We start from the raw sequence: 22,404 nt of genomic DNA, 5'->3' as shown, positions 1-22,404 counted from the left end.
TGGTATTATTGAAAAAAGTGGATTGAGTCTTTGTTGTTCGATATGTTGGCATTTCCCATCTCAGAAAAGCGAGAGCTGTGCGGCGTTGTCGTTGGATGGGCGTCGCGGGGGTTCGTGGTAACCGAAATCAGGGTCCTCCTTGTGTCCTGTCTGTGAGAACCATTCTGTGTTGTCGAGTTCCTCGTCAAGTTTAGCTTTTTTGGGACGTCCGCGCCGGCGTGGGGGTTGCTTCTGTTTGGACTGTGCTTCCGCGTCGGTTGAAACAGCCGAAGACTGGAATGATGCAGGCGATGGCTCGGGGTATTGCTGGAGGATGGGTCCTGGTGTGGAGCTGCTGCCGCTGTTGCTTTTTCGAGTTCCTGCTTGAGCCGTTTGATCTCGTTGCGCAGGCGCATCTCGTTGCTTGCCTGATTGTACAGATTGTTTTCTATAGTGTGACGCAGAGAGGCGTTCTCTTCGTTGAGTCGAGATATCTGTTCGTCAAGGTTGCGTGCTTTCTCCTGCTTTATGGCATCCTTGAGCTCGGCAATGCGTGCTTCGTATCGGACTTTTATCTGCTCGAACGCTTCTACCTGCAACTGTATCTGCTCAAGGGCAATCTGCTGCTGGTTGCACGTGTCCTCGTATTCGTTTCGGGCAGCGTCCGACTGGTTGCGCAGATCTGTGATCATCTGGTCGCCGATCTTGATTTTCATCATCATCTGGTCCATGTCTCCTGTGCGGGCTGCGATCTCTTCGTCGCGTTGGGCAAGGGTGGCTTCGAGTTCTTTTACTCGGGCATTGGTGGAGTCAATGAGAGCGGCATCAGCCGGATTGCGTTTGTCCGAGAAGAATTTTTCCCGCTCGGCATAGTTCTTGGCTACCTGGGCTTCAAGGTCGTTGATGCGGTCAAGGAGAGCTCGTTTCTGACGTTTGATGCTTAGCTGTAGCTTGTGGTTTTCCTGACGGATGTTATCAGTGTCTTTTGCCTCAGCTTCAAGAACGGATATTCGTCGTTTCAGACGTTCTATTTCAGTCTGGTTGCTGCTGTCGTCAGTTTGTTGAGTCGTGGCTGTCGCTTTCTGGATTCGTAAGCGCAGGTTCTCTGAAATAGAGTTGTATATGTATGTGCGCTGTGCTTCGGTAGAGAGGCATTCTTTTACGAATTCGGGCTGGAACGAGTTGAATTGTTCTATCAGGGCATCGAATATGTCGCCCGGAAGAGAGTCGTCGGCATGAGTTTCGGTTGGCTCGTTGCCGGCAGTATCGACAGGCTTGATGGTTATGTCGGGGTCAGGTGTGGATTGTTCATGCGAAGGTGTGTCGGGTTGGTTGCCGACCGTTTCCTGATCGGCAGGGGTTGGCTGTGCAGCATATGTAGGGAGAGATGAGTCGTACTCTTCGACGTCCTCTTCGCTTTCGCTACCGCTGAATCCGAACGCGCTCTTCACACCTTTCCAGAATGACATGTGGTTGAGATTTTAAATGAGTAGTTACTTGTTTTGGCAAAGTTAACTTAATTTATCGGATATTTGAAGGATTTAGGTGGAAAATGTGACCTGGAATATGTTGATTGAGCTTATTTTTCTGAAAAAACACAATATAAAAGAGGATATGCCACAATTAAGTGGAATATCCTCTTTGGTATTGTTGGTTATGCGGAATAGGTGTTACAGAGTGTGTTCCTTGCCGCTTTTACTTACGATTTGGATGCGGCTGCGCGTGCGCGGATTGCCGCCATTACTTTTGCTTTGCCCACACGTATGTAGTCGACGAGCGGGCGCGATGCCGGGCATATGTAGCTGCATGAGCCGCACTCTATGCAGTTGGCTATCTTTTCCTGCTCTGCTTCGTCCCATTGCTTCAGGCGCGACAGGGTGCTCACAAGGTATGGCTCAAGACCCATGGGGCATGCATTGACGCAGGCTCCGCACTTGATGCATGGTTCTGTGGGGCGGCGGTGTGCGTAGCGCGAGTCAAGAAGTATGCCTGATGTGCCCTTTATCATAGGGGTGTCGAGGGTGGATGCTGTACGCCCCATCATCGGGCCGCCTATGATTATCTTTTCGTAGTCATTGCCTTCTACGAGGGTTGACAGGATTGTTCCGAGAGGTACGCGTAGGTTTTTGCCTTCGGTGCCGTTGTGGATTGTGAGCACACGGTCAAGGATGGGTTCGTTGTGATATACCGCCCGGTATACGGCATAGGCTGTTGCTACGTTCTGAACTATTGCGCCTGTGGCTATAGGGAGAGCTCCTGATGGTACTTCTTTCCCGATCACAGCCTCGATCAACTGTTTTTCACCACCTTGGGGATATTTGACTTTCATGGGCATCACCTCTATTCCTGGGGCGGATGAAGAGGCGGCCGTTAGGGCGGCTATAGCTTCCGGCTTGTTGTTCTCGATGGCTATTATGCCACGGTTGACACCTGCTGCCTTTACAAGCAGTTGCACTCCTTTGACTATCTCTCTGGAGTTCTCGCGCATTAGCATATCGTCGCAAGAGAGGCAAGGTTCGCACTCCGCGGCATTGATTATTACCACTTCAGCCTTGGAGCCTGGAGGTGGCATCAGTTTTACGTGGGCGGGGAATGTGGCTCCTCCGAGTCCGACTATGCCGGCATCCTTGATGAGGTCGATTATAGCTTTGGAGTCGAGAATGGCTATTTCGGCATCGGTGCGTTTAGGTGCAGAGTCTGCCATTGAGGCTGCATCCGCTTCGCGGTCGGCGTCGTCGCTTTTGATATATATAGCTTCGACAGGCATGCCCTGCGGAGTGCGGGCTGTGTCGATCTTGACCACTGTTCCTGAGATCGGGGTGTGTATATGGGCTGAGACGAATCCTCCAGCCTCCGCAACACGGTCGCCACGCTTCACGTGGTCACCTTTCTGCACTATAGGTTTGGCAGGGGCACCGATGTGCTGTGACACCGGGAGCACAACCTCGGCAGGGAGTGGCAGATTGATTATCGGTTTGCCTGCCGCAATTTTATTCTCGGCGGGATGTACGCCGCCGGTCTTGAATGTATGAAGTTTCATATTGGATTTCGTGGATGGGAGATGAGATTGTTATGCCTTGGATTCAGTAGCTGCCGGTTCGGCTTTCTTTACCGGGAAATTCACGGCATGGATTGAGTGAGTGGGGCACACCTCAACACATTTCTTGCAGAGTTTACACTTCTCATAGTCAATGTAGGCAAGATTGGAGTTGACTGCTATGGCTTCGTGAGGACAGTTCTTGGCACACTTTCCGCATCCTATGCATGCTACCTTGCATGCTTTCATCGCAAGCGCGCCTTTCTCCTTGTTGGAGCATGCCACGAACACGCGCATACCTCGCGGACCCTTGTTGCGCAATTCGATTATCGAGCGCGGACAAGCCTTTACGCATGCACCGCAGCCCACGCACTTGTCCTCGATTACTTCCGGCAGTCCGGTCTCAAGATTCATTCTCATGGCACCCCACGGACATGCTTCTACGCAGTCGCCGCACCCGAGACAGCCGTTGGGGCAGGCTGACTGACCTGTGCCGAGCGATGAGAGAACGGCACATGACGGTGCCCCCTCGAAGCGGGCATGGGCGGGACGCAGCTCGCAGGTGCCGTTACATTTGATCACAGCGATTTTGGGCTTGGCGGCTACCGGAGCGAGTCCTACGATCTCACCGATTTTCTTCATTGTCTCTGTGCTTGAAGATGGGCATGTCAGACCGTCAAGAGTGTCAGCCCCTACACATGCGGCTGCAAAGTCGCGGCATCCGCTACGTCCGCATCCTCCGCAGTTGGCTCCTGGAAGAAGTGCCTCTACCTGATCGATGCGTGGGTCTTCCTGCACGTAAAATTTACGGGCTACGGCGTAAAGCACTGCCGCACCCACAATCCCGATTATGCCGAGGACGATGATGGATAGTATGATTACATTCATGGTATGTGTTGAAAATAGATTGATTCGGAATATTGTTTATGATACTGACAAGGTGGGGCTCACAACCGCCTGACCTTCCAGGATATGTTCTGCGCAAGCCGCTTGCGGAAGCGGTAGAGGAAGAGATCGTATATGGCGAGCACCACAAATCCGGTCACAAGCGACCATGCCCCGCTGTTGTGCCATATGAGCCTTACTGCGAGCACAATCCCTATGAACAGTAATGTAGGCAGCATCAGTGCCCACCAGGTGGCACGGAGCGTGGATCCTGACGATGCTATTACCTCGACACGTTCTCCCACATTGTAGAGCGAGGATTCAGGGGTGTTTATTGTGATGCTTTCCTGTTCGGAGGATGAATCCTTGTTGCATAGTGATGCTACGGCACACCCTTCACATCGGCAGGCTTCTTCTGTTCGCAGAGTAAGCGAGCCGTCATCAATACGAGTAATTATTCCTGAATGTGTGACGTAGTCTTTATTCATGGTGAAAATATCTGCAAAGTTAGAGATTTTCTGGTTATAATGCAACTTTTAGAGCTTGTTTGCTGACAAATGATTAGCTGAAGAGTTGAGGCCCTTCAGCTAATCGCTTGTTATGTCAACATATGTCTTCCCTCTAATTTCGGAAATGGGCGGGCCGGAGTATGAACGGAAGAGGAGATTTGATCACAAGCCCTTTGTCGGATTTGACTTTGCGCCATGCCTCAAGTGCTTCGGCGGGGGTTGATGATGTCTCGGTGATCACGTAATATAGCGGTTCGCGAGTGTGCACCACCATCGCGCTGTCATAGCCTGCATCAAGCAGTCTCTGACGCATCTGTTTGGCATTGAATATCTGCCGGAATTGTCCGACCACAATGTTGTAAAGTTTCACCTTGTCGCGTGACGAGCCTCCATCGGCATCGTATCCGATGTATTCGGAGCGCATGGGCAGCTCTACTCCCCCTACAAGCAGAGTGGAGGTGTTGGCACTGTTGCGTATCTTTCCGTAGATGGTGGAGTCAATGCCTGTTGCTTCCTGACGCTGTATCACCGCAGTCTCGTAGGCTTTGCGGTAATTTTCTTCAGTGGTCTTGCAGGATGTTATCCCCACCGCCGAGAGTATGGCGGAGAGGAGTATGAGTATCGGGAATCTTTTCATTGTTTCAGTTAACCACATGGTGACCTGCATCAGCGAGAGCTTTTTTGAGCAATGAGATATGGTCGTGATTGCGGGTCTCGACTTCGATGCGCAGAATGCAACCGTTGATGGATGTAGTGTTGGAGTTGCGTTCGTGTGTCACGGAGATTATGTTTGCCCCGTTTGAGCCGAGTATGCTGCATATCTCGGATAGCTGTCCCGGCTTGTCGCCCACATCGAGCTTCAGGGTGAAGTTACGGCCGCTCTTCACAAGCCCTCGGGTGATCACTCGGTTGAGGATTGTGACATCGATGTTGCCTCCGGATACTACGCAGACAGTCTTTTTCCCCTTGATAGGGACCTTGTTGAACATTGCAGCCGCAACGGCTACAGCTCCCGCTCCTTCGGCTACAAGTTTCTGCTGTTCGATGAGAGCGAGGATTGAGGCGGCGATCTCGTCCTCTGTTACGGTGACTATTTCGTCGACATATCTGGAACAGAATTCGAACGTGTTCACACCAGGCTCTTTGACTGCTATGCCGTCGGCTATGGTCGATACTGAGTTGAGGTGCTCGCGTTTGCCGTCCTTGATTGATTCATACATGGATGGTGCGCCCTCAGCCTGTACGCCATACACTTTCACGTCGGGTTTGAGTTGCTTGAGGGTGAATGCCATGCCTGCGATGAGACCGCCTCCGCCTATGGGGACTATGACTGCCTCTACATCGGGCATCTCTTCAAGTATCTCAAGCGCAATGGTGCCCTGTCCGGCTATCACTTTGAGATCATCGAAAGGATGAATGAATGTGTATCCGTGCTCCTTCTGAAGCTCGATTGCTTTCTGGTAGGCATCGTCATACACTCCGGGCACGAGACACACTTCTGCTCCTAGACGTTTTGTTGCTTCGATCTTGGATATTGGTGCTCCTGCGGGGAGGCAGATGAGCGATTTTATGCCGTTGTGTGTGGCGGCAAGGGCTACTCCCTGGGCGTGGTTGCCGGCGGAGCAGGCTATCACGCCTTTGGCTCGCTCTTCGGGGGTGAGCTGTGATATCTTGTAGTAGGCACCACGGAGTTTGAAAGCCCCTGTGTGTTGAAGATTCTCAGGCTTTAAGTAGACCTGTGACTCGGGGTTGAGGTGGGTTACTCCTATAAGACGGGGATGACGTGCCACATCACGAAGCACCTGGGCTGCGTGGTACACCTCGGAAATTTCAAGCTGTTCAGACATGATATTTAGGATTTAATCATGCAAAAATAGAAATTCCGATGGAGTTATGCAAAAAAATCTGTTTCAGCGTAAGTAAGCCGTAAAAAGCACTCCGTACAGTTTATGAGATGACCGGCAAAAAGGGTTATGGTATATTGTGTAGCTGCCTATCCTTTTTGCCGGTCATGTAAAGATGCCGGATCACATGTATGACCGGAGTTTCTCTTCGAGCACTTCGAGCTGCTGTAGCCCCGATACGCGCCATTGGGGTGTGCCGTCCTTGAATATGATGAGGGTCGGGACGCTGCGTATCTGATATTCCGCCGCAAGGTCAGGGGTGCGGTCGACATCGATTTTTATGATGTTGGCGTCGTCACCTATTTTCTGTTTCAGCTGCTCAAGGATCGGACCTTGCATCTTGCAGGGGCCGCACCATGTGGCGAAGAAGTCCGCAAGTGTGGGCTTGCCGTTGTTGATGATATCTTTGAATTCGCTCATGATTGTTAATCGTTTATAGGGTTTCACATGCCAATGTATAACGCGGATGCAGCCTGTAATGTTTAACAGCTAATGAGCGTAGTCGTTCTATAAGAGTATGCCTGATGCTACTGTCTTTGCGGTGTCAGCTCCGCATAAGGCTTCGACAAGGGCAAGACCGAACTGTATGGCAGAGGAAGGACCGTTTGACGTGATGATGTTGCCGTCCCTTACAACACGCTCGGCAGTATGGATGGCTCCAGCTTCGGATAGAGCCTTCTCAAAGCCTGGATAGCATGTGGCATTTTTGCCTGAGAGTATCCCGAGAGGGGATAGGGTGACAGCCGGGGCGGCACATATGGCAGATATGTATCGTCCGGAGGTGTGCTGAGCTCTTATCATTCTGTTCAGCTCTTCGCATGCAGCGAGATTGGCTGCTCCTGGCATTCCACCGGGACACACAATGAGGTCAACGTCGGATGCATCTGCGTCAGCGATTACAGTGTCGGCTGCTACGGTGACCCCATGGGCTCCGGTCACCTCCTTTTGCTGGGTGATGGACACGGTTGAGACATTGACTCCGGCACGGCGCAGAAGGTCAACCGGGGCGAGGGCTTCGATCTCTTCAAAGCCGTCAGCGAGAAATATGTATGCCTTTGACATATTTTGTGTTGTTAAGAAGTGGGTTAAGTTATATGAAGAGTGAGTTGTAAACAATAAACGTGATCCGAGGGTTTCTGCAAATATACGATTCTTTTGGAAAATTTTGCGTAATTTTGCCGTAATAAAGCTGGTTTTTATGAGGATTATACATTATATATATATATTCACTCTTGTTGTGATGGGTGTCATGGTGTCAGGCTGCTCTGGGATGGAGAGCTATCGGTCAGTCGAAGGTGGTGTGTGGAACACTACCTATCATGTTACCTACAGGGCAGGTCGTGACATGCAGGATTCTATTCTTCTGGTCATGAGAGAGGTTGAGAGATCGCTGAGTCCGTTTGATGGGCAATCACTTGTTTCGGCTGTCAATCGCGGAGACTCGGTCAAGGCGGATTCTCTCCTTCGCAGGATCTTTACTGCATCGCAGGAAGTCAACCTGAGGAGCGGTGGGGCGTTTGATCCGACAGTGGCCCCATTGGTAAATCTTTGGGGGTACGGATATCGGTCAGCCGGAGTGGAGCCTACGCAAGTTGCCATCGACTCTCTTCTGGCATTTGTCGGGATTGATGAATGCAGCATGACTTCCGATGGGTATATCCGCAAGAAGCACGCCGGTACGGAGTTCAATTTCTCCGCCATCACCAAAGGATATGGGTGTGACCTTGTGGGCGATATGCTCAGGCGTAACGGCTGTGAGGATTATATGGTGGAGATAGGTGGAGAGATAGCTCTTTCGGGTAGATCTCCGCGGGGAGGTGACTGGAGGGTGATGATAGACGCGCCGGTCGATTGTGACACTGCTGTTGTGCACGAGCGCATGGCTGTGGTGGCTGTTACAGGTTGTGGCGTGGCTACTTCCGGCAACTATAGGAATTACCATGAGACAAAGAACGGACGCACATGGCACACTATCAGTACCGTTGACGGCAGACCTGCTGTGACAGATCTTTTGTCGGCTACTGTGATAGCTCCGTCATGTATGATTGCCGACGCCTACGCCACGGCGTGCATGGCGTTGACTGCCCGGCAGGCGTGTCGGATGATAGAGTCATTGCCCGATGTTGAGGGGCTTCTCGTGACAGCGGATTCTGTTATCACTACGTCGGGATTTCCTGAAATCCTCAGGTGAATATGAATGATATTTAGTCTAAAACTCGGAATATTAAGGGTGGAATATGTTTTATAACATAATTATTTAGCATTATTGTAGAACTTTTATGTACTTTTGTGCGTTCTAATGATGAATCACATAAGTATTAACCCATTAAAAATTCTGCTTATGACTGTATCATTTAAATCTTTCCGTGCCGATGTGAAGAAAGTTCTTCACCACATTGCGGAGTCAGAAAGTTTCCGCACCACCGGCGATTGCAGCATCCATCACGTCAACAAAGAAAACTGTCGTCAGGCCTAAGAAAGCTGCTCTATTTCAACTAACTTTTTGAAGGGATGTCAGGTTCATCCTAAAAACCAGAGGTCGCTCATTGCGAGCGTCCTCACAAAATTAAGAACAATGAAACTTATTAATGTATATCGCCGTGTGCGCGATGCGTATCGTGAAGCGGCTGTCCTTATGTACGGACATAACAATGTAATGTGGTAAATCCGTATATGACAGGGATATATCAACAGTAAACTCCATAATTTGAATAAACATAACAACGGATAATCCGTGGATAAGAATGTCGGCAATGACATTTCTTATCCGCGGATTATGCATGTAATGACTGCTGATAATCTCACCTTTTGGTTAAAAAGATTTAATTGCTTGCCAGCAGGTGAAAATAATTAGTACATTTGGCAGGACGAATAGTTGGCAAAATGAGTGTCAACACTACAATCTTATCAATCATAAATCTAATTTCGGGACATGAGAAAATCTTTGTTATCAGCTCTTTCAATGCTGTTGTTGCCTATGGTGATGATAGGGCAGAATTCTGTGACAGTGCATGGAAAAGTAGGGAACTTCAAATCAGGTGATAAAATATCATTGACCAGACCTGGTGACTTTTCGTCAGAAAAGGTCGGAGAGGCTCCCATCAATGCCGACGGTTCATACTCATTGACTCTGCCGGTGGAGAAGGCAGGCATACACACACTTGCCTGCGGACGTTATCAGCGCGCGGCTGTGTGGATTGAGGACGAAGATATAAATGTGGATTTTGAGGGCTTGAGTACAGAAAAAGGTGGAGCCCGCTCTTCAAAACCTGTACATATAAATGGCGGTCCGAAGAATGATATCATGAACTGGGCTAACTTTATGAGTGCCCAGTCCCATAAGAGATCAATGGATATCTACAGCCTTGTGCACAGCGAACGGCTTCCTCAAGCCAGAAAGGTGGCAGTATGCAAATCTATTATCGATGCTGCAGGTAATGTGGACGGCGAGTATGCCCGCAAGATTATAAGCGACAACGGACCTCTCACAAGTGTTATAGCTCTTTTCCCATATCTTTCCGCCGACAAGGATTCTGCATTTATGGAAGAGACTCTCGATGCCATAATCAAGGCTAATCCGGGCTCGCAGGTGGCTCAGACCTATCGCAAGGAGCGCGACGAGCGCAAGGCACGTGAAAATCTTGTGGCGATCGGAGCCCCGGCTCCTGATCTTACTTTCCATACTGCAAATGGAAAACCGATGAGCCTCAGTGCATTCAAGGGCAAAGTCCTGATAGTTGACTTTTGGGCAAGCTGGTGTGGACCGTGCCGTGCGGAGATTCCGAAGCTCAAAAAGATATATGAGGATTTCAAGGATAATGATAAGGTTGCATTCCTGAGCGTGTCCATTGATAGTGAAAAGGAGGATTGGCTAAAAGCCCTCCAGTCAGAGAACATGCCCTGGGAGCAGCTTCTTGCGCCTGATTCCGGTAAGGAGACCATGAAGACATATCGCTTCAACGGCATTCCTTTCATCATATGTATTGCATCTGACGGAACTATATTCCGCAAGCACCTGCGTGGCGATGCCGTGCGCGAGGCTATCAATGACGCTCTTGCACGATAGTCCACTCAGTTATTTCACCTAAAGTATAGTCCCGCTATCGGAATTCGGTAGCGGGACTTTATATTATATATTAGTTAATGAATGTTAAATAATTGGGGGGGGTGATTTTTTCACTACATTTGGCAAAAAGCTATAATTATTAATTTAAAGAGTGGGATTTTAGATGATTGTTAATAATTATAGATATCCTTTCTAAATTATCACATTTCATTAATTGTTTACCATGATTAAAAGATTATTTGCAAGCTTGCTGCTTGTGCTTGTGACTGTTTCGGCAGTCATAGCGCAGAATCCTGTGGTCATAACAGGATCGGTACTGGCCGATGACGGAGAACCGTTGCCGGGAGCGACAGTCGCGGTATCCGGCACATCCAACGCTACGGCAACGGATATTGATGGTAGATTCACCCTTAAAGTTCCAGCTGCAAAGAAGGATGGGAAAATTCATGTCTCCTACATAGGAATGCGCCCTGTGGAGATGGCGATCTCAATGATAAATGGACCTGTGGAGATAAGGCTCCAGGATGACGATAACCGTCTTGAGGAAGTGATTGTGACAGGTTATGCCACTCTGAGCAAGGAGAGGGCAACCGGATCATTCGGCACAATCTCCTCCAAGAAACTTGAGTCCAAACTTGCAACCAATCTTGCTGACCGTCTTGAAGGGCAGATGGCAGGTGTGGTTCTCAATAAGGACGGAAGCATGAGCATACGTGGCAGAGCAACGCTCAATGCCGAGACTGATCCGCTTGTTGTCGTGGACGGTTATCCCACCGAACTTAAGCTCTCTGACCTTAACCCCGACAATATATCCAACATCACAGTACTTAAGGATGCTGTGGCGGCTTCAATCTATGGCTCACGTTCAGCCAACGGTGTGATCATCGTCTCTACCAGGCAGGGTGAGGAAGGCAAGATGAAAGTGAGCTATCGAGGCTCACTTAAGGTGCTCCCGAAGCCTGATCTTGATTATCTGCATATGGCTGGTGCAAGCGACTATATCGACGCTGAGATAGAGCTTTACAACCAGAACCCCGGAGGCACTACCATAGCCAATCGCGGCACTATGAGCGAGGTGAGCACCCTTATAGCAAAAAATAAGGCAGGAATGATTAGCGACGCTGAGTACAATGCCGGTATCGAGGCTCTGCGTCAGAATGACTTTCTTGCCGATATGAAAAAGTATATGTTCCGTACCGAGCTTACTCAGACCCACAATCTTGGCATAAGCGGAGGCTCGTCGGTCAACCGTTACAACCTTGCAGTCAATTACACCAATACAAAGGGGGCATTCATCAACACCCATTCCAACCGCGTTATCATTGACCTTAACAACGAGTGGAAGCCGTTCCGGTTCCTGACCGTGGGGGTAGGAGCCAGTATCTCTTACTCGCGCTCGCATGCACCCAACACCGGATGGCAGACCTATACCAACTATGGTCAGTACATCAAGCCATATTCACGGCTTATGGATGCAAACGGCAATCTTACCAATCTCACGCCCTTGTCCTACGCGTCTCAACAGCTTTATGACGGGATTGCAGGTTCAAAGGATATGTACTACAATCCCATACAGGATTCGTATGATTCATATAATAAGACTGCGACATTCGGGGCGCGAGTCAACGGCTTTGTGCGGTTCAATATAATGGAAGGACTGTATGCTGAGGTCGGAGGTAACTGGAATCGTTCCAATTCCACCTATCGCGCCATCTTCGGCTCAGGCAGTTATGTGATGCGTAATGCCTACAACAGTTCGACCTCGATGAGCAATCCCACCAATCATTACATCCCCGACGGCGATGCTGTCAATGAGACTCGTTATACAAGCGAGGACTGGACACTGCGCACACAGATCTCTTATTCCAAGAGCTTTGGGTTGCACCGTGTGAGTGCGCTCGCCGGAAATGAGGTGCGCCGCATATCCTATGACAATAATCAATATGCCACACGTTTCGGATATAACAGCACGGCAGGGTCATTCTCTCCGGTGAATATAAAGGACCTTGCAAGCGGCACATATAATAGCGATATGATAGGTGGTTCGGCAGGTTTCTATCCTGAATATGGTGAATACTCTTTGCGTGACAATCGTTTCGTGTCATGGTATTTCAATGGTTCCTACGAGTTCAACAACCGTTACCTTGTGAGCGGGAGTGTGCGTGAGGACCTCACCAACTTCTTCGGTACCGATCCAAAGTACCGTCACAAACCTTTGTGGTCTGTGGGTGGCACATGGAAGATTGCCAATGAGGATTTCTTTAATGCCGGATGGGTCGACAGGCTTAATCTCAGGGCATCGTATGGTGTCAACGGAAACATTTCTCTTTCCGAGGGGCCTTATCTGATCCTTTCAGCAGGAAGTTTTAATCCCACTACAGGAGGTGTGTCAAATGGCATATCATCATTCCCTAACAACTCTTTGCGATGGGAGAAGACCAGGACCACTAATGTGGGTGTGGACTTTGATGTGTTCGGCAACCGTCTCGGCATCAGTCTTGACTACTATTACAAGAAGTCGACCGATATACTTGCTGCGGATGCGACCGATCCCACCACAGGTACATCCCGCATGACCAGGAATCTTGGCGCGATTGATAACCGTGGCGTGGAAATCTCGCTTCACGGCACCCCTGTGCGCAGTTCTGATTTCAGCTGGGACATAATGTTCAATATGAGTTTCAACAAAAATAAAGTGGTGGAATATAATGTAGCACGCAATTATCCGACATCATGGGCATGGAGTCAGGCTATACATGCGGCAGGACATCCTATGTTCGGACTCTTCGGTTATAATTTTGCAGGCATAGATGATCGTGGAATGGTCACGGTCTATGGTAAGGATGGTGATGTAAAGTATGCACAGAATGCCAATGTCGATGATATTATATATCTCGGGACAGCGGTTCCAACGACCGAGCTATCAGTTATAAATGCGTTAAAGTACAGAAACTGGGATCTTTCGTTTATGTTCATTGCCAAGCTTGGTCACAAGTATCGTAAGGATGTATTCCAGGGTTCTAACATAAACAGCCGCTTTGTGGCACAGCGTTGGCAGAAACCTGGCGACGAGAATCATACCATATATCCGGCTCTGAGTTCTTGGAACAGTGACCTGTTCTATTTTCCGTATTGCGATGTAAATATTGGTAATGCAAGTTATGCCAAGCTCCGAGACCTTACTATAGCCTATACATTTGACCGATCGCTGATCAACAGTATCGGTATGAGCGAGGCACGTATATACCTACAGGGACGTAATCTGTTCCGTATCACAGCTAAAGGTGTCGATATCGATCCCGAGACAATGGAGATGGACTACAGCAATGGGGTAGGAGCTTCGTCTAATGCCGGTTTTTCGGTGCTGCCTCGTTCTGCGGAATATTATGTGGGACTGAGTTTCAGCTTTTAATCACATATCTACGATACAATTATGAAAACTATCAAGCATATAATCTTCTTGCTATTTATAGTATTGGCAACATCGTGTGATGACTATCTGGATGTTAAGCCGGTTGGAAAGATGATCCCCACTGAGGTATCACAGTTTGAGAACCTTTTAAATAATGACAAGACTATAGGATACTTTATGATGGACAACAACAGCGGTTGCTGTTATGCGTTATTGGGCGATAATCTGTGCCTGTCTTATAATCATGCTCATTATCAGTACATACCGAGCCATCCTAACCTGGAGGTCCTTTCAGCCTATGTATTCTATGACAGACTGGTGCAGCCTAATGTCACGCCGTTTTTTTGGTCGTCAGGGATATATGGTGCAGTTGCATATTTCAACAATGTCATTGACGGAATCAATGATTTAGGGGTCAATGATGAATATTCCAGAGGAGTGATAGCCCAGGCTATGGCAGGAAGGGCATGGATATATATGAATGCCGCTCTTACTTACGGTCCTATGTATGATCCTTACGGTCCGAATGATACCCCATGCATTCCGCTTCGCACCAGTGGTGACCCTATTGTGTCAAACGGTCCTCTCGCTACAACAGCCCAATTGTTTGAACAGGTGAAGTCCGACCTTGATTTCGCTTGTGCGAATGCACCTGATTTCACCCCGAACGCAGCCCGGGCAAACAAGACTGCCGCTTATGCGCTGCGTGCAGAGTATCATATGTATATGCGTAATTGGAATGATATGCTTTCGGACATTTCGGAAGCGTGGAGGCTGGCTCTTGCAGCCAAAGGATCGGTCGATAATCTCATATATGACTTCAATGACTTCTACTATGAGCAGATATCAGAGATAGATCCGGCTCCTGGGGTTGATCCGCGCGTATACATGGAGTTCAGAGGTCCGGACCTTAGCTTTGATATGGTTGAAAACAGAGAGAATCTTCTTTATCGTCCGTCAGCCTATGGGGGATCACCTTTGCGTTTTTATCCCTCTGATGACTGGAAGTCGATATTTGATAAATCGACTGATAAACGTTGGGACCTTTTTGCTCTTGCTGACGAAGGTTTTAAGAAAAAGGTCGGTGACGAGACCTACGACGACGGAATACAGATAAGCTATTACAGACGAGAGAATATGTCGACTACTACAGGTCTGACATATCCTATAATTCTTCTTGAAAAGGCGGAGGCGGAGGCTAGAACCGGGAATATCACGGATGCATTGGCTAGTCTTAACACTTTACGTAAGTACCGTTATTCAGGATCTGTCACCGATCTTCCTGGAGGTAGTTCGTTTGATCAGGATCAGCTTCTCAATGAGATTCTGAATGAACGTCGACGCGAACAGCACATAGCATCTTTCCAGCGTACGGTTGACCTCAAACGCTATGCCTTTGATAACGGCAAACCTTGGAGCAAACAGACCATTGTACATAGGATTGGCGACAAGGAGTACAGCGCGCCTATATCATCACCGGTATTTAATCATATCAATATCGACAATGCTATCCTCAAATACAATCCTCAGTGGGGTATAGCACTCGATTATGACACTTATGCTCCATATGATAAACTTTAGTCTCACAGCTCGGGTAGGTCTATAGTGAACCAATGATAACAACGCGACGGCTGAACAGCAAGTTCAGCCGTCGCGTTGTTATTACTTCCTGTGATTGCCTGTCACTTCCGGTTGCGGCGGAAGGCGGTCCCTTCTTTCATTTCAGGCAGATGCCATCCGTAGCGTAGCGCACCCCATCGGAGGATGAGTATAGTGAGGGCGCAAAGCAACTGACGGAGCAGGTCATCGCCGCCGCATATCCATGTCGCCCAGTACACAAACCCTCCGGCTATACATGCGGTGGCGTAGATATCCTTGCGGAAAAATAGTGGCTCCTCATTGATGAGCACGTCGCGCATTATGCCTCCGAATGAGCCTGTGATCATGCCCATTACTATAGCCACCCACATCGGGTAGCCGTAAAGAAGGCTCTTCTGTATGCCGGTGATCACGAATAGGGTCAGACCGAAAGCGTCAAACATAAAGAGCGAACGAGAATCGGATGTGAGCACTTTTTTGAAAAGTACCACCATGATGAATGCGAGTCCGGTGACTGTGAGATACATCCATGACGACATCCAGAACACTGGGGCTCCCAACAGGAGGTCACGGATGGTTCCACCACCTATGGCGGTTACTACTCCTATGGTATAGGCTCCGAACCAGTCGAAATGTTTTTTGGCAGCCAGGCGTATGCCGCTGACAGCAAATGCGAGTGTGCCGATGACTTCAATAATAAAAAGCAGGGTTGCTTCCATTAATTATTTTTACCGGTATTTTTCTGATAATATCGGCACACCTCTGTGAGCACGCAGTCAAGACATTCAGGACGGCGTGCCTTGCACACATATCTGCCGTGCAATATAAGCCAATGGTGAGCCTTGGGGATTATTTCTTCAGGAATATATTTTACGAGTGCCTTTTCGGTGGAGAGGGGTGTCTTGCTCCCGGTGGTGAGACCTATGCGTTCGCTCACGCGAAACACATGGGTGTCAACCGCCATGGCAGCCCTGTTGAACACAACGGCGAGAATGACGTTGGCAGTCTTGCGTCCCACCCCGGGAAGAGCCATGAGGCTGTCGATATCCGATGGCACCTCGCCATGATACTTCTCGACAAGCATACGTGCCATTCCGGCAAGTGACTTTGCCTTGTTGTTGGGATAGGATACGCTCTTGATGTAAGTATAGATTTCTTCCGCGGTCGCTGTCGCCATGGATTCGGCGGTAGGGTAGGCTTCGAAAAGGGCAGGGGTGATCATGTTGACACGCTTGTCGGTGCATTGCGCCGAGAGTATCACGGCTACAAGCAGCTGGTAAGGATTGTCGTAATGAAGCTCCGTCTCAGCCACCGGCATGGCGGCTTCAAACAGATCAAGCACCCTTCGGTATCTTTCCTTTATTGTCATCTGTTATCAGTGTGCAGGCTGGAACTGCTCAAGGAATCGACGGTCGTTCTCCGAGAACATCCTCAGGTCGCTGATCTGGTATTTCAGGTTGGTGATGCGCTCCACACCCATGCCAAGTGCGAATCCGGTGTATTTCTTGGAGTCTATGCCGCATGCCTCAAGCACATTGGGGTCTACCATTCCGCATCCGAGTATCTCCACCCATCCGGTGTGCTTGCAGAATGAGCATCCTTTGCCTCCGCAGAGGTTGCAGGAGATATCCATCTCTGCTGACGGTTCGGTGAACGGGAAGTAGCTCGGGCGCAGGCGTATCTTGGTTTCAGGTCCGAACATTTCACGAGCGAAGTAGAGGAGTGTCTGTCGAAGGTCGGCAAACGACACGTTCTCGTCGACATACAGAGCTTCCACCTGATGGAAGAAGCAGTGTGCGCGTGCCGAGATAGCTTCGTTGCGGTACACTCGTCCGGGGCATATGATGCGTATCGGAGGCTGGTTGCTCTCCATTACTCGTGACTGCACTGATGATGTGTGTGACCGGAGCACGATGTCGGGGTGGTGTTCGATGAAGAATGTGTCCTGCATGTCGCGTGCGGGATGATCCTCTGCAAAGTTGAGCGAGGAGAACACATGCCAGTCATCCTCGATCTCCGGACCTTCGGCGATAGTGAACCCCAGGCGTGAGAATATGGCTATGATTTCGTCCTTGACAAGCGACAGTGGATGGCGTGAACCGAGTGGGAGCGGGGCTGCTGTGCGAGTGAGGTCGAGATCCGAGTCGACGGTGTCGCTGTTCTCAAGTGCCTCGCGCAGGGCGGCAAGACGTTCGGTTGCAATAGTCTTGAGTTCGTTGAGCTTTTGCCCGAGCTCACGTTTCTGTTCTGCCGGCACGGTGCGGAAATCCTGCATGAGAGATGTTATCGCACCTTTTTTGCTCAGGTATTTTATGCGGAGGGCTTCTACCTCATCAATATTTGCGGCTGTGACTGCCTCTATTTCAGCTTTGAGCTGATTTATCTTGTCAATCATATTCTCTTGTCAAAAATTCTGTGCAAATTTAGCGAAATTTCTGCTAATTATTTATTCTTTTTACGAGGTTTCTCATCCTCGTCGGCAAAGCGGTCAGGGAAATCAATTCTGATTCTGGGACGGCGCATGGCGTATATCACCAGTCCGATGCCTATGAGCACAAATGGTATGCTTAGCCATTGTCCCATATTCAGAGCCATTGTCGCCTCGAAATCAACCTGGTCATTCTTTATGAACTCTATAAGGAAACGAGGAAGGAATATGCCTGTCAGGAATACTCCGAATATCAGTCCTGTACGCTCCTCTGCATTCTTCTTCCAGTACATCCACATGAGCACGGCGAAGAGAGAGAAGTAACAGAGAGCTTCATAGATCTGGGTCGGATGGCACGCCTGACCGTAATAGAGTTCGTTCCATTCCCGGGAGCGCAGAAACATGAATCCCCATGGCAAAGTTGTGGCATGACCGAATATCTCCGAGTTCATGAGGTTGCCGAGTCGGATAAGGCCTCCTACAAGTGCCACCGGGATCACAAGCCTGTCGAACGTCCATAACGGATTGCGCTTGGTGGTGATGAGCGAGTAAAGGATCACGCCTATTATTATACCTATGGTGCCTCCGTGGCTTGCCAGACCTCCGTGCCAGACGTAAAGGATACTTATGGGATTATGCTTGTACATGTCCCATTCATAGAAAAACACGTGACCCAGACGTGCCCCGATTATGGTGCCTGCCACAGTCCACATAAGTAGTATGCCGAGCCATCGCTCTGGTGCGCCCTCATGACGGTATATACGGGCTTCAATCTCATATCCTACAAGAAATCCCACCATAAAGGCGAGGCTGTACCAGCGTATGGCGAGCGGACCTATATGAAACCACACAGGGTCAGCCGTCCATGTGATGAAATCAAGCATTGCGAAAGTCGAGTTAAATTTTTCACAAAATTAGTTACAATCGTGGGTTATATCAAAAATCTTCAGTAATTTTGCTTAAATTAACACGCAGTTTTATGGAAAAAGATTCTTGGTGGACAGCCCCGGCAGAGAGCGAGGACGGACATCTCATAATGGTGACAGGCAACAAGGATGTGGCAAAATTTCGCAGCAACCCGCGTTTTTGTATCCGTATTGAGGTTTCATGGAATTACACGGGAGATGCATCAGGAATGCCCGACACAGCGACATCGGAACTTATGGAGCAGGTGCAGGAAGCCTTGCAGACCGAGTTCAGGAAGGACCCTGTGGCGATCCTTACCGGCATATTCACCGGCGACGGCAAGCGTGAGTGGGTGTTCTATTCGGTGTCGACCCACATCTTCGGCAAGAAGCTCAATCAGGCTCTTGAGCCGTTCCCTCTTCTGCCTATCACCGTGTATTGTGAGAACGATCCAGGATGGGAAGGATACGACGAAATGACGCAAGCCGAGATCCGGTTTGACTGAACTCGTTTGTGTTACGGTTGATAGTCTCAGATAAAAACATTACCTTTGCACCACAAGACCAAAATATAGTATATATCATATGTGTACTCACGTATCAGAGCGTGTAAACGCGCTTGCGCCTTCAGCCACTTTGGCGATGTCGCAGAAGAGCAATGAGCTTAAGGCTCAGGGCGTTGATGTGATCAATCTTTCAGTGGGAGAGCCTGACTTCGAGACACCTCGCCACATCAAGGAGGCTGCCAAGAAAGCGATCGACGACAATTTCACTTTCTATACTCCGGTCCCCGGCTATATGTCACTTCGCAAGGCTATAAGCGACAAGCTCAGAAATGAGAATGGCGTTGACTATGCCCCGGAGCAGATCACTGTGTCAAACGGTGCCAAGCAGGCTCTGTGCAATGTGATTCTTGCAACCATCAACAAGGGTGATGAAGTGATTATCCCTATGCCTGCGTGGGTAAGCTACGTGGAGATGGTCAAGCTCGCCGAGGGCAAGCCTGTAGAAGTCAAAGCCGACATCTCGCAGGACTTCAAGATCACCCCTGCACAGCTTGAGTCAGCCATCACCCCTGCAACACGTATGATACTTCTCTGCTCACCGTCCAATCCCACAGGCAGCGTGTACTCACGTGAAGAGCTCCAGGGGCTGGTAAGTGTGCTTGCAAAGCATCCTCAGATACTTGTTCTTGCCGATGAGATATATGAGCACATCAATTTCACAGGCTCTTTCACCTCAATGGCGTCGTTCCCCGAGATAGCTGACCGCACTATCATCATAAACGGTGTATCCAAGGCATACGCGATGACAGGATGGCGTATCGGTTATAGCGCGGCTCCTCTGTGGCTCGCCAAGGCTGTAAACAAGCTTCAGGGACAGTACACCTCCAATGCATCGTCAGTTGCGCAGAAGGCGGCAGAGGCTGCTTATACCGGTTCGCAGGAATGTGTGGCAGAGATGAACAAGGCTTTCGAGCGTCGACGCAACCTCGTAGTGGAGCTTGCCTCACAGATACCCGGGCTCAAGGTGAACCGTCCCACCGGAGCATTCTATCTCTTCCCGGAAGTGAGTGCATATATTGGCAAGACAACCCCCGACGGCAAGAAGATAGGATCGTCAGCCGATATCGCTATGTATCTCCTTGAGAGCGGACATGTGGCTACTGTTGATGGCGGTGCTTTCGGTATGGAAGGCTACATACGCCTTAGCTATGCCACAAGCGATGACAATATCCGCGAGGCTCTCCGCCGGATGGCAGAAGCTTTTGCAGCGTTGAAGTAAAAGAATTTAATTTCCACTTGTGCGCGGGTGGGGCGATCCCCGTCCCGCGCACGAGCAGTTTAAAATATTTACCATAAATATATGGATTTTATAGAAGAACTCACCTGGCGTGGAATGATCCACCAGATGATGCCCGGAACCGATGAACAGCTCAAGAAAGAGATGACTGTGGCATACCTCGGCATCGACCCTACAGCTGACTCTCTACACATAGGACACCTTGTCGGTGTCATGATGCTTAAGCATTTCCAGCGTGCCGGCCACAAGCCTATAGCTCTTGTAGGCGGTGCCACCGGTATGATCGGTGACCCTTCAATGAAGAGTCAGGAGCGTAAGCTTCTCAGCGAGGAGACCCTTCGTCACAATCAGGAGGCAATCAAAAATCAGCTTAGCAAGTTCCTTGACTTCGACTCAGCCGCACCAAATGCCGCCGAGATGGTCAACAATTATGACTGGATGAAGAATTTCTCGTTTCTTGACTTCATCCGCGATGTAGGCAAGCACATCACTGTCAACTACATGATGGCGAAAGATTCGGTAAAGAAGCGTCTCAGCGGTGAATCGCAGCAGGGAATGTCGTTCACCGAGTTCTCCTATCAGCTCTGCCAGGGCTACGACTTTCTGCATCTTTATAAGGAGAAAGGCTGTCGTCTGCAACTCGGAGGTTCCGACCAGTGGGGAAACATCACTACAGGTACCGAGCTGATACGCCGTACTGTGGGAGGAGAGGCTTATGCTCTTACCTGCCCGCTCATCACAAAAGCTGACGGAGGTAAGTTCGGCAAGACCGAGAGCGGAAATGTATGGCTTGACCCGCGCTACACTTCTCCTTACAAGTTCTATCAGTTCTGGCTCAATGTATCGGATGCCGATGCAGAGAAGTATATCAAGATATTCACTGAGCTCACCCGCGAAGAGGTGCAGGCTCTTGTCGAGGAGCAGGCAAAGGATCCCGGGCTGCGCCCTCTTCAGAAGCGTCTCGCCAAGGAGATCACCACTATGGTGCACTCTGCCGAGGATTATGAGATGGCGGTGGAGGCCTCGCAGATACTTTTCAGCAATAAGGCGGGTGAGATACTCCACAGGATCGACGAGGCTACTCTGCTTGCTGTAATGGAGGGTGTGCCTCAGTTTGAGATATCACGTTCCCTGATTGCCGAAGGTGTCAAGCTTGCCGACCTGCTCACTGACCATGCCGCAGTGTTCCCTTCAAAGGGAGAGATGCGCAAGATGGTGCAGGGTGGCGGAGTGTCCATCAACAAAGAGAAGATCTCTGACGCTTACGCACCTGTGAGTGCCGACATGCTGCTCAATGACAAGTATATCCTTGTGCAGCGCGGCAAGAAGAACTATTTCCTGCTTAAAGTAATTGATTGATAAAACGACACACCGTTGCGTATGCGTACATCCAATGAGTTGGACGGTGTCACACTCCTTGGTGACACACACGTAAAATACCCTGACCAATACACCCCCGAGGTGCTTGAGGCTTTTGTCAACAAGCACCCGGGCAACGAGTATCTTGTCACGTTCACATGTCCGGAATTCACATCACTCTGCCCGAAGACCGGTCAGCCTGATTTTGCCAAGATACTCATCTCCTATATTCCGAGAGAGAGGATGGTGGAGAGCAAGAGCCTTAAGCTCTATCTTTTCAGTTTCAGGAATCACGGAGATTTCCATGAGGATTGTGTCAATATAATAATGAAGGACCTGATACGCCTTATGGATCCGAAATATATCGAGGTCAAAGGCATTTTCACCCCTCGCGGTGGCATTGCCATACATCCGTTCGCCAATTGGGGCGATGACGAGCATCAGGGACTTGTGAAGTCAAGGCTGCTTGCCTCCTTCCCCAATGAGTAAACCGGGTAAAGTTCATACTTATAATGATT

The 22,404-nt window shown here is 49.5% G+C and carries 21 protein-coding genes; 9 read left to right on the top strand and 12 right to left on the bottom strand.

The genetic code is table 11. The features are described from left to right. Positions 1-5 precede the first annotated feature (5 nt). The 8 genes from EZ315_RS02600 to EZ315_RS02565 form a co-directional block, all read right to left on the bottom strand. Positions 6-1,448, bottom strand: a complete 1,443-nt coding sequence (locus tag EZ315_RS02600) for a coiled-coil domain-containing protein (protein ID WP_135470362.1) — start codon at positions 1,446-1,448, stop codon at positions 6-8. A 230-nt stretch (positions 1,449-1,678) separates the two neighbouring features. Continuing rightward, positions 1,679-3,019 (bottom strand): electron transport complex subunit RsxC, encoded by a 1,341-nt coding sequence (gene rsxC, locus EZ315_RS02595; RefSeq protein WP_135470360.1) that lies wholly within the window; start codon positions 3,017-3,019, stop codon positions 1,679-1,681. Between the two features lie 30 nt (positions 3,020-3,049). Beyond that, positions 3,050-3,904, bottom strand: a complete 855-nt coding sequence (locus EZ315_RS02590) for an RnfABCDGE type electron transport complex subunit B (RefSeq protein WP_135470358.1) — start codon at positions 3,902-3,904, stop codon at positions 3,050-3,052. Between the two features lie 59 nt (positions 3,905-3,963). After that, positions 3,964-4,389, bottom strand: a complete 426-nt coding sequence (locus EZ315_RS02585; protein WP_135470356.1) for a SoxR reducing system RseC family protein — start codon at positions 4,387-4,389, stop codon at positions 3,964-3,966. Between the two features lie 133 nt (positions 4,390-4,522). Beyond that, positions 4,523-5,047: an SPOR domain-containing protein gene (locus EZ315_RS02580; RefSeq protein ID WP_170957438.1), complete on the bottom strand. Its 525-nt coding sequence runs from the start codon at positions 5,045-5,047 to the stop codon at positions 4,523-4,525. A 4-nt stretch (positions 5,048-5,051) separates the two neighbouring features. After that, positions 5,052-6,257, bottom strand: a complete 1,206-nt coding sequence (gene ilvA, locus EZ315_RS02575; protein WP_135470352.1) for a threonine ammonia-lyase — start codon at positions 6,255-6,257, stop codon at positions 5,052-5,054. 180 nt (positions 6,258-6,437) lie between these two features. Beyond that, complete coding sequence (gene trxA, locus EZ315_RS02570; RefSeq protein WP_135470350.1) at positions 6,438-6,734, bottom strand: thioredoxin; 297 nt, start codon at positions 6,732-6,734, stop codon at positions 6,438-6,440. A gap of 87 nt (positions 6,735-6,821) precedes the next feature. Beyond that, positions 6,822-7,376 (bottom strand): DJ-1 family glyoxalase III, encoded by a 555-nt coding sequence (locus EZ315_RS02565; protein WP_135470349.1) that lies wholly within the window; start codon positions 7,374-7,376, stop codon positions 6,822-6,824. Between the two features lie 136 nt (positions 7,377-7,512). Here EZ315_RS02565 and EZ315_RS02560 point away from each other — a divergent pair, with 136 nt between their 5' ends. The 5 genes from EZ315_RS02560 to EZ315_RS02545 all read left to right on the top strand — a co-directional run bounded on the left by EZ315_RS02560 (position 7,513) and on the right by EZ315_RS02545 (position 15,373). Then, positions 7,513-8,505: an FAD:protein FMN transferase gene (locus EZ315_RS02560; protein WP_135470347.1), complete on the top strand. Its 993-nt coding sequence runs from the start codon at positions 7,513-7,515 to the stop codon at positions 8,503-8,505. Positions 8,506-8,655: 150 nt separating this feature from the next. Then, positions 8,656-8,790, top strand: a complete 135-nt coding sequence (locus tag EZ315_RS16840) for a hypothetical protein (protein WP_262709749.1) — start codon at positions 8,656-8,658, stop codon at positions 8,788-8,790. Between the two features lie 456 nt (positions 8,791-9,246). Continuing rightward, entirely contained in the window at positions 9,247-10,380 is a 1,134-nt protein-coding gene (locus EZ315_RS02555) for a TlpA family protein disulfide reductase (RefSeq protein WP_135470346.1), read from the top strand. A gap of 223 nt (positions 10,381-10,603) precedes the next feature. After that, the gene (locus EZ315_RS02550) at positions 10,604-13,792 is read left to right on the top strand and encodes a SusC/RagA family TonB-linked outer membrane protein (protein WP_135470344.1); all 3,189 of its coding nucleotides are present in this window, start codon (positions 10,604-10,606) and stop codon (positions 13,790-13,792) included. A 21-nt stretch (positions 13,793-13,813) separates the two neighbouring features. After that, positions 13,814-15,373, top strand: coding sequence for a RagB/SusD family nutrient uptake outer membrane protein (locus tag EZ315_RS02545; protein WP_135470342.1), 1,560 nt, complete (start codon positions 13,814-13,816; stop codon positions 15,371-15,373). 101 nt (positions 15,374-15,474) lie between these two features. On the opposite strand, the gene EZ315_RS02540 is transcribed toward EZ315_RS02545, so the two are convergent. The 4 genes from EZ315_RS02540 to lgt are packed head-to-tail and all read right to left on the bottom strand — an operon-like array spanning position 15,475 to position 18,703. Then, the gene (locus EZ315_RS02540) at positions 15,475-16,110 is read right to left on the bottom strand and encodes a trimeric intracellular cation channel family protein (protein WP_135470340.1); all 636 of its coding nucleotides are present in this window, start codon (positions 16,108-16,110) and stop codon (positions 15,475-15,477) included. Then, positions 16,110-16,760, bottom strand: coding sequence for an endonuclease III (gene nth, locus EZ315_RS02535; RefSeq protein ID WP_135470338.1), 651 nt, complete (start codon positions 16,758-16,760; stop codon positions 16,110-16,112). The genes EZ315_RS02540 and nth overlap by 1 nt, the downstream gene beginning before the upstream one ends. Before the next feature lie 6 nt (positions 16,761-16,766). Further along, a complete protein-coding gene (gene pheS / locus EZ315_RS02530; RefSeq protein WP_135470336.1) occupies positions 16,767-17,786 on the bottom strand; it encodes a phenylalanine--tRNA ligase subunit alpha in 1,020 nt (339 codons plus the stop codon). A 47-nt stretch (positions 17,787-17,833) separates the two neighbouring features. Next, positions 17,834-18,703, bottom strand: a complete 870-nt coding sequence (lgt, locus tag EZ315_RS02525) for a prolipoprotein diacylglyceryl transferase (protein ID WP_135470334.1) — start codon at positions 18,701-18,703, stop codon at positions 17,834-17,836. Between the two features lie 95 nt (positions 18,704-18,798). Here lgt and EZ315_RS02520 point away from each other — a divergent pair, with 95 nt between their 5' ends. The 4 genes from EZ315_RS02520 to queF all read left to right on the top strand — a co-directional run bounded on the left by EZ315_RS02520 (position 18,799) and on the right by queF (position 22,375). Further along, positions 18,799-19,230: a DUF695 domain-containing protein gene (locus tag EZ315_RS02520; protein ID WP_135470332.1), complete on the top strand. Its 432-nt coding sequence runs from the start codon at positions 18,799-18,801 to the stop codon at positions 19,228-19,230. Between the two features lie 79 nt (positions 19,231-19,309). Then, on the top strand, positions 19,310-20,509 hold the full coding sequence (locus tag EZ315_RS02515) for a pyridoxal phosphate-dependent aminotransferase (protein WP_135470330.1): 1,200 nt from the start codon (positions 19,310-19,312) through the stop codon (positions 20,507-20,509). An 81-nt stretch (positions 20,510-20,590) separates the two neighbouring features. Further along, positions 20,591-21,886, top strand: coding sequence for a tyrosine--tRNA ligase (gene tyrS / locus EZ315_RS02510; RefSeq protein WP_135470328.1), 1,296 nt, complete (start codon positions 20,591-20,593; stop codon positions 21,884-21,886). 21 nt (positions 21,887-21,907) lie between these two features. Next, positions 21,908-22,375 (top strand): preQ(1) synthase, encoded by a 468-nt coding sequence (queF, locus tag EZ315_RS02505; RefSeq protein WP_135470326.1) that lies wholly within the window; start codon positions 21,908-21,910, stop codon positions 22,373-22,375. Positions 22,376-22,404: the final 29 nt, after the last annotated feature.

The sequence above is a fragment of the Duncaniella freteri genome, from assembly GCF_004766125.1.
Lineage (GTDB): Bacteria > Bacteroidota > Bacteroidia > Bacteroidales > Muribaculaceae > Duncaniella > Duncaniella freteri.
This window is presented reverse-complemented; position numbering and strand designations above follow the sequence as displayed.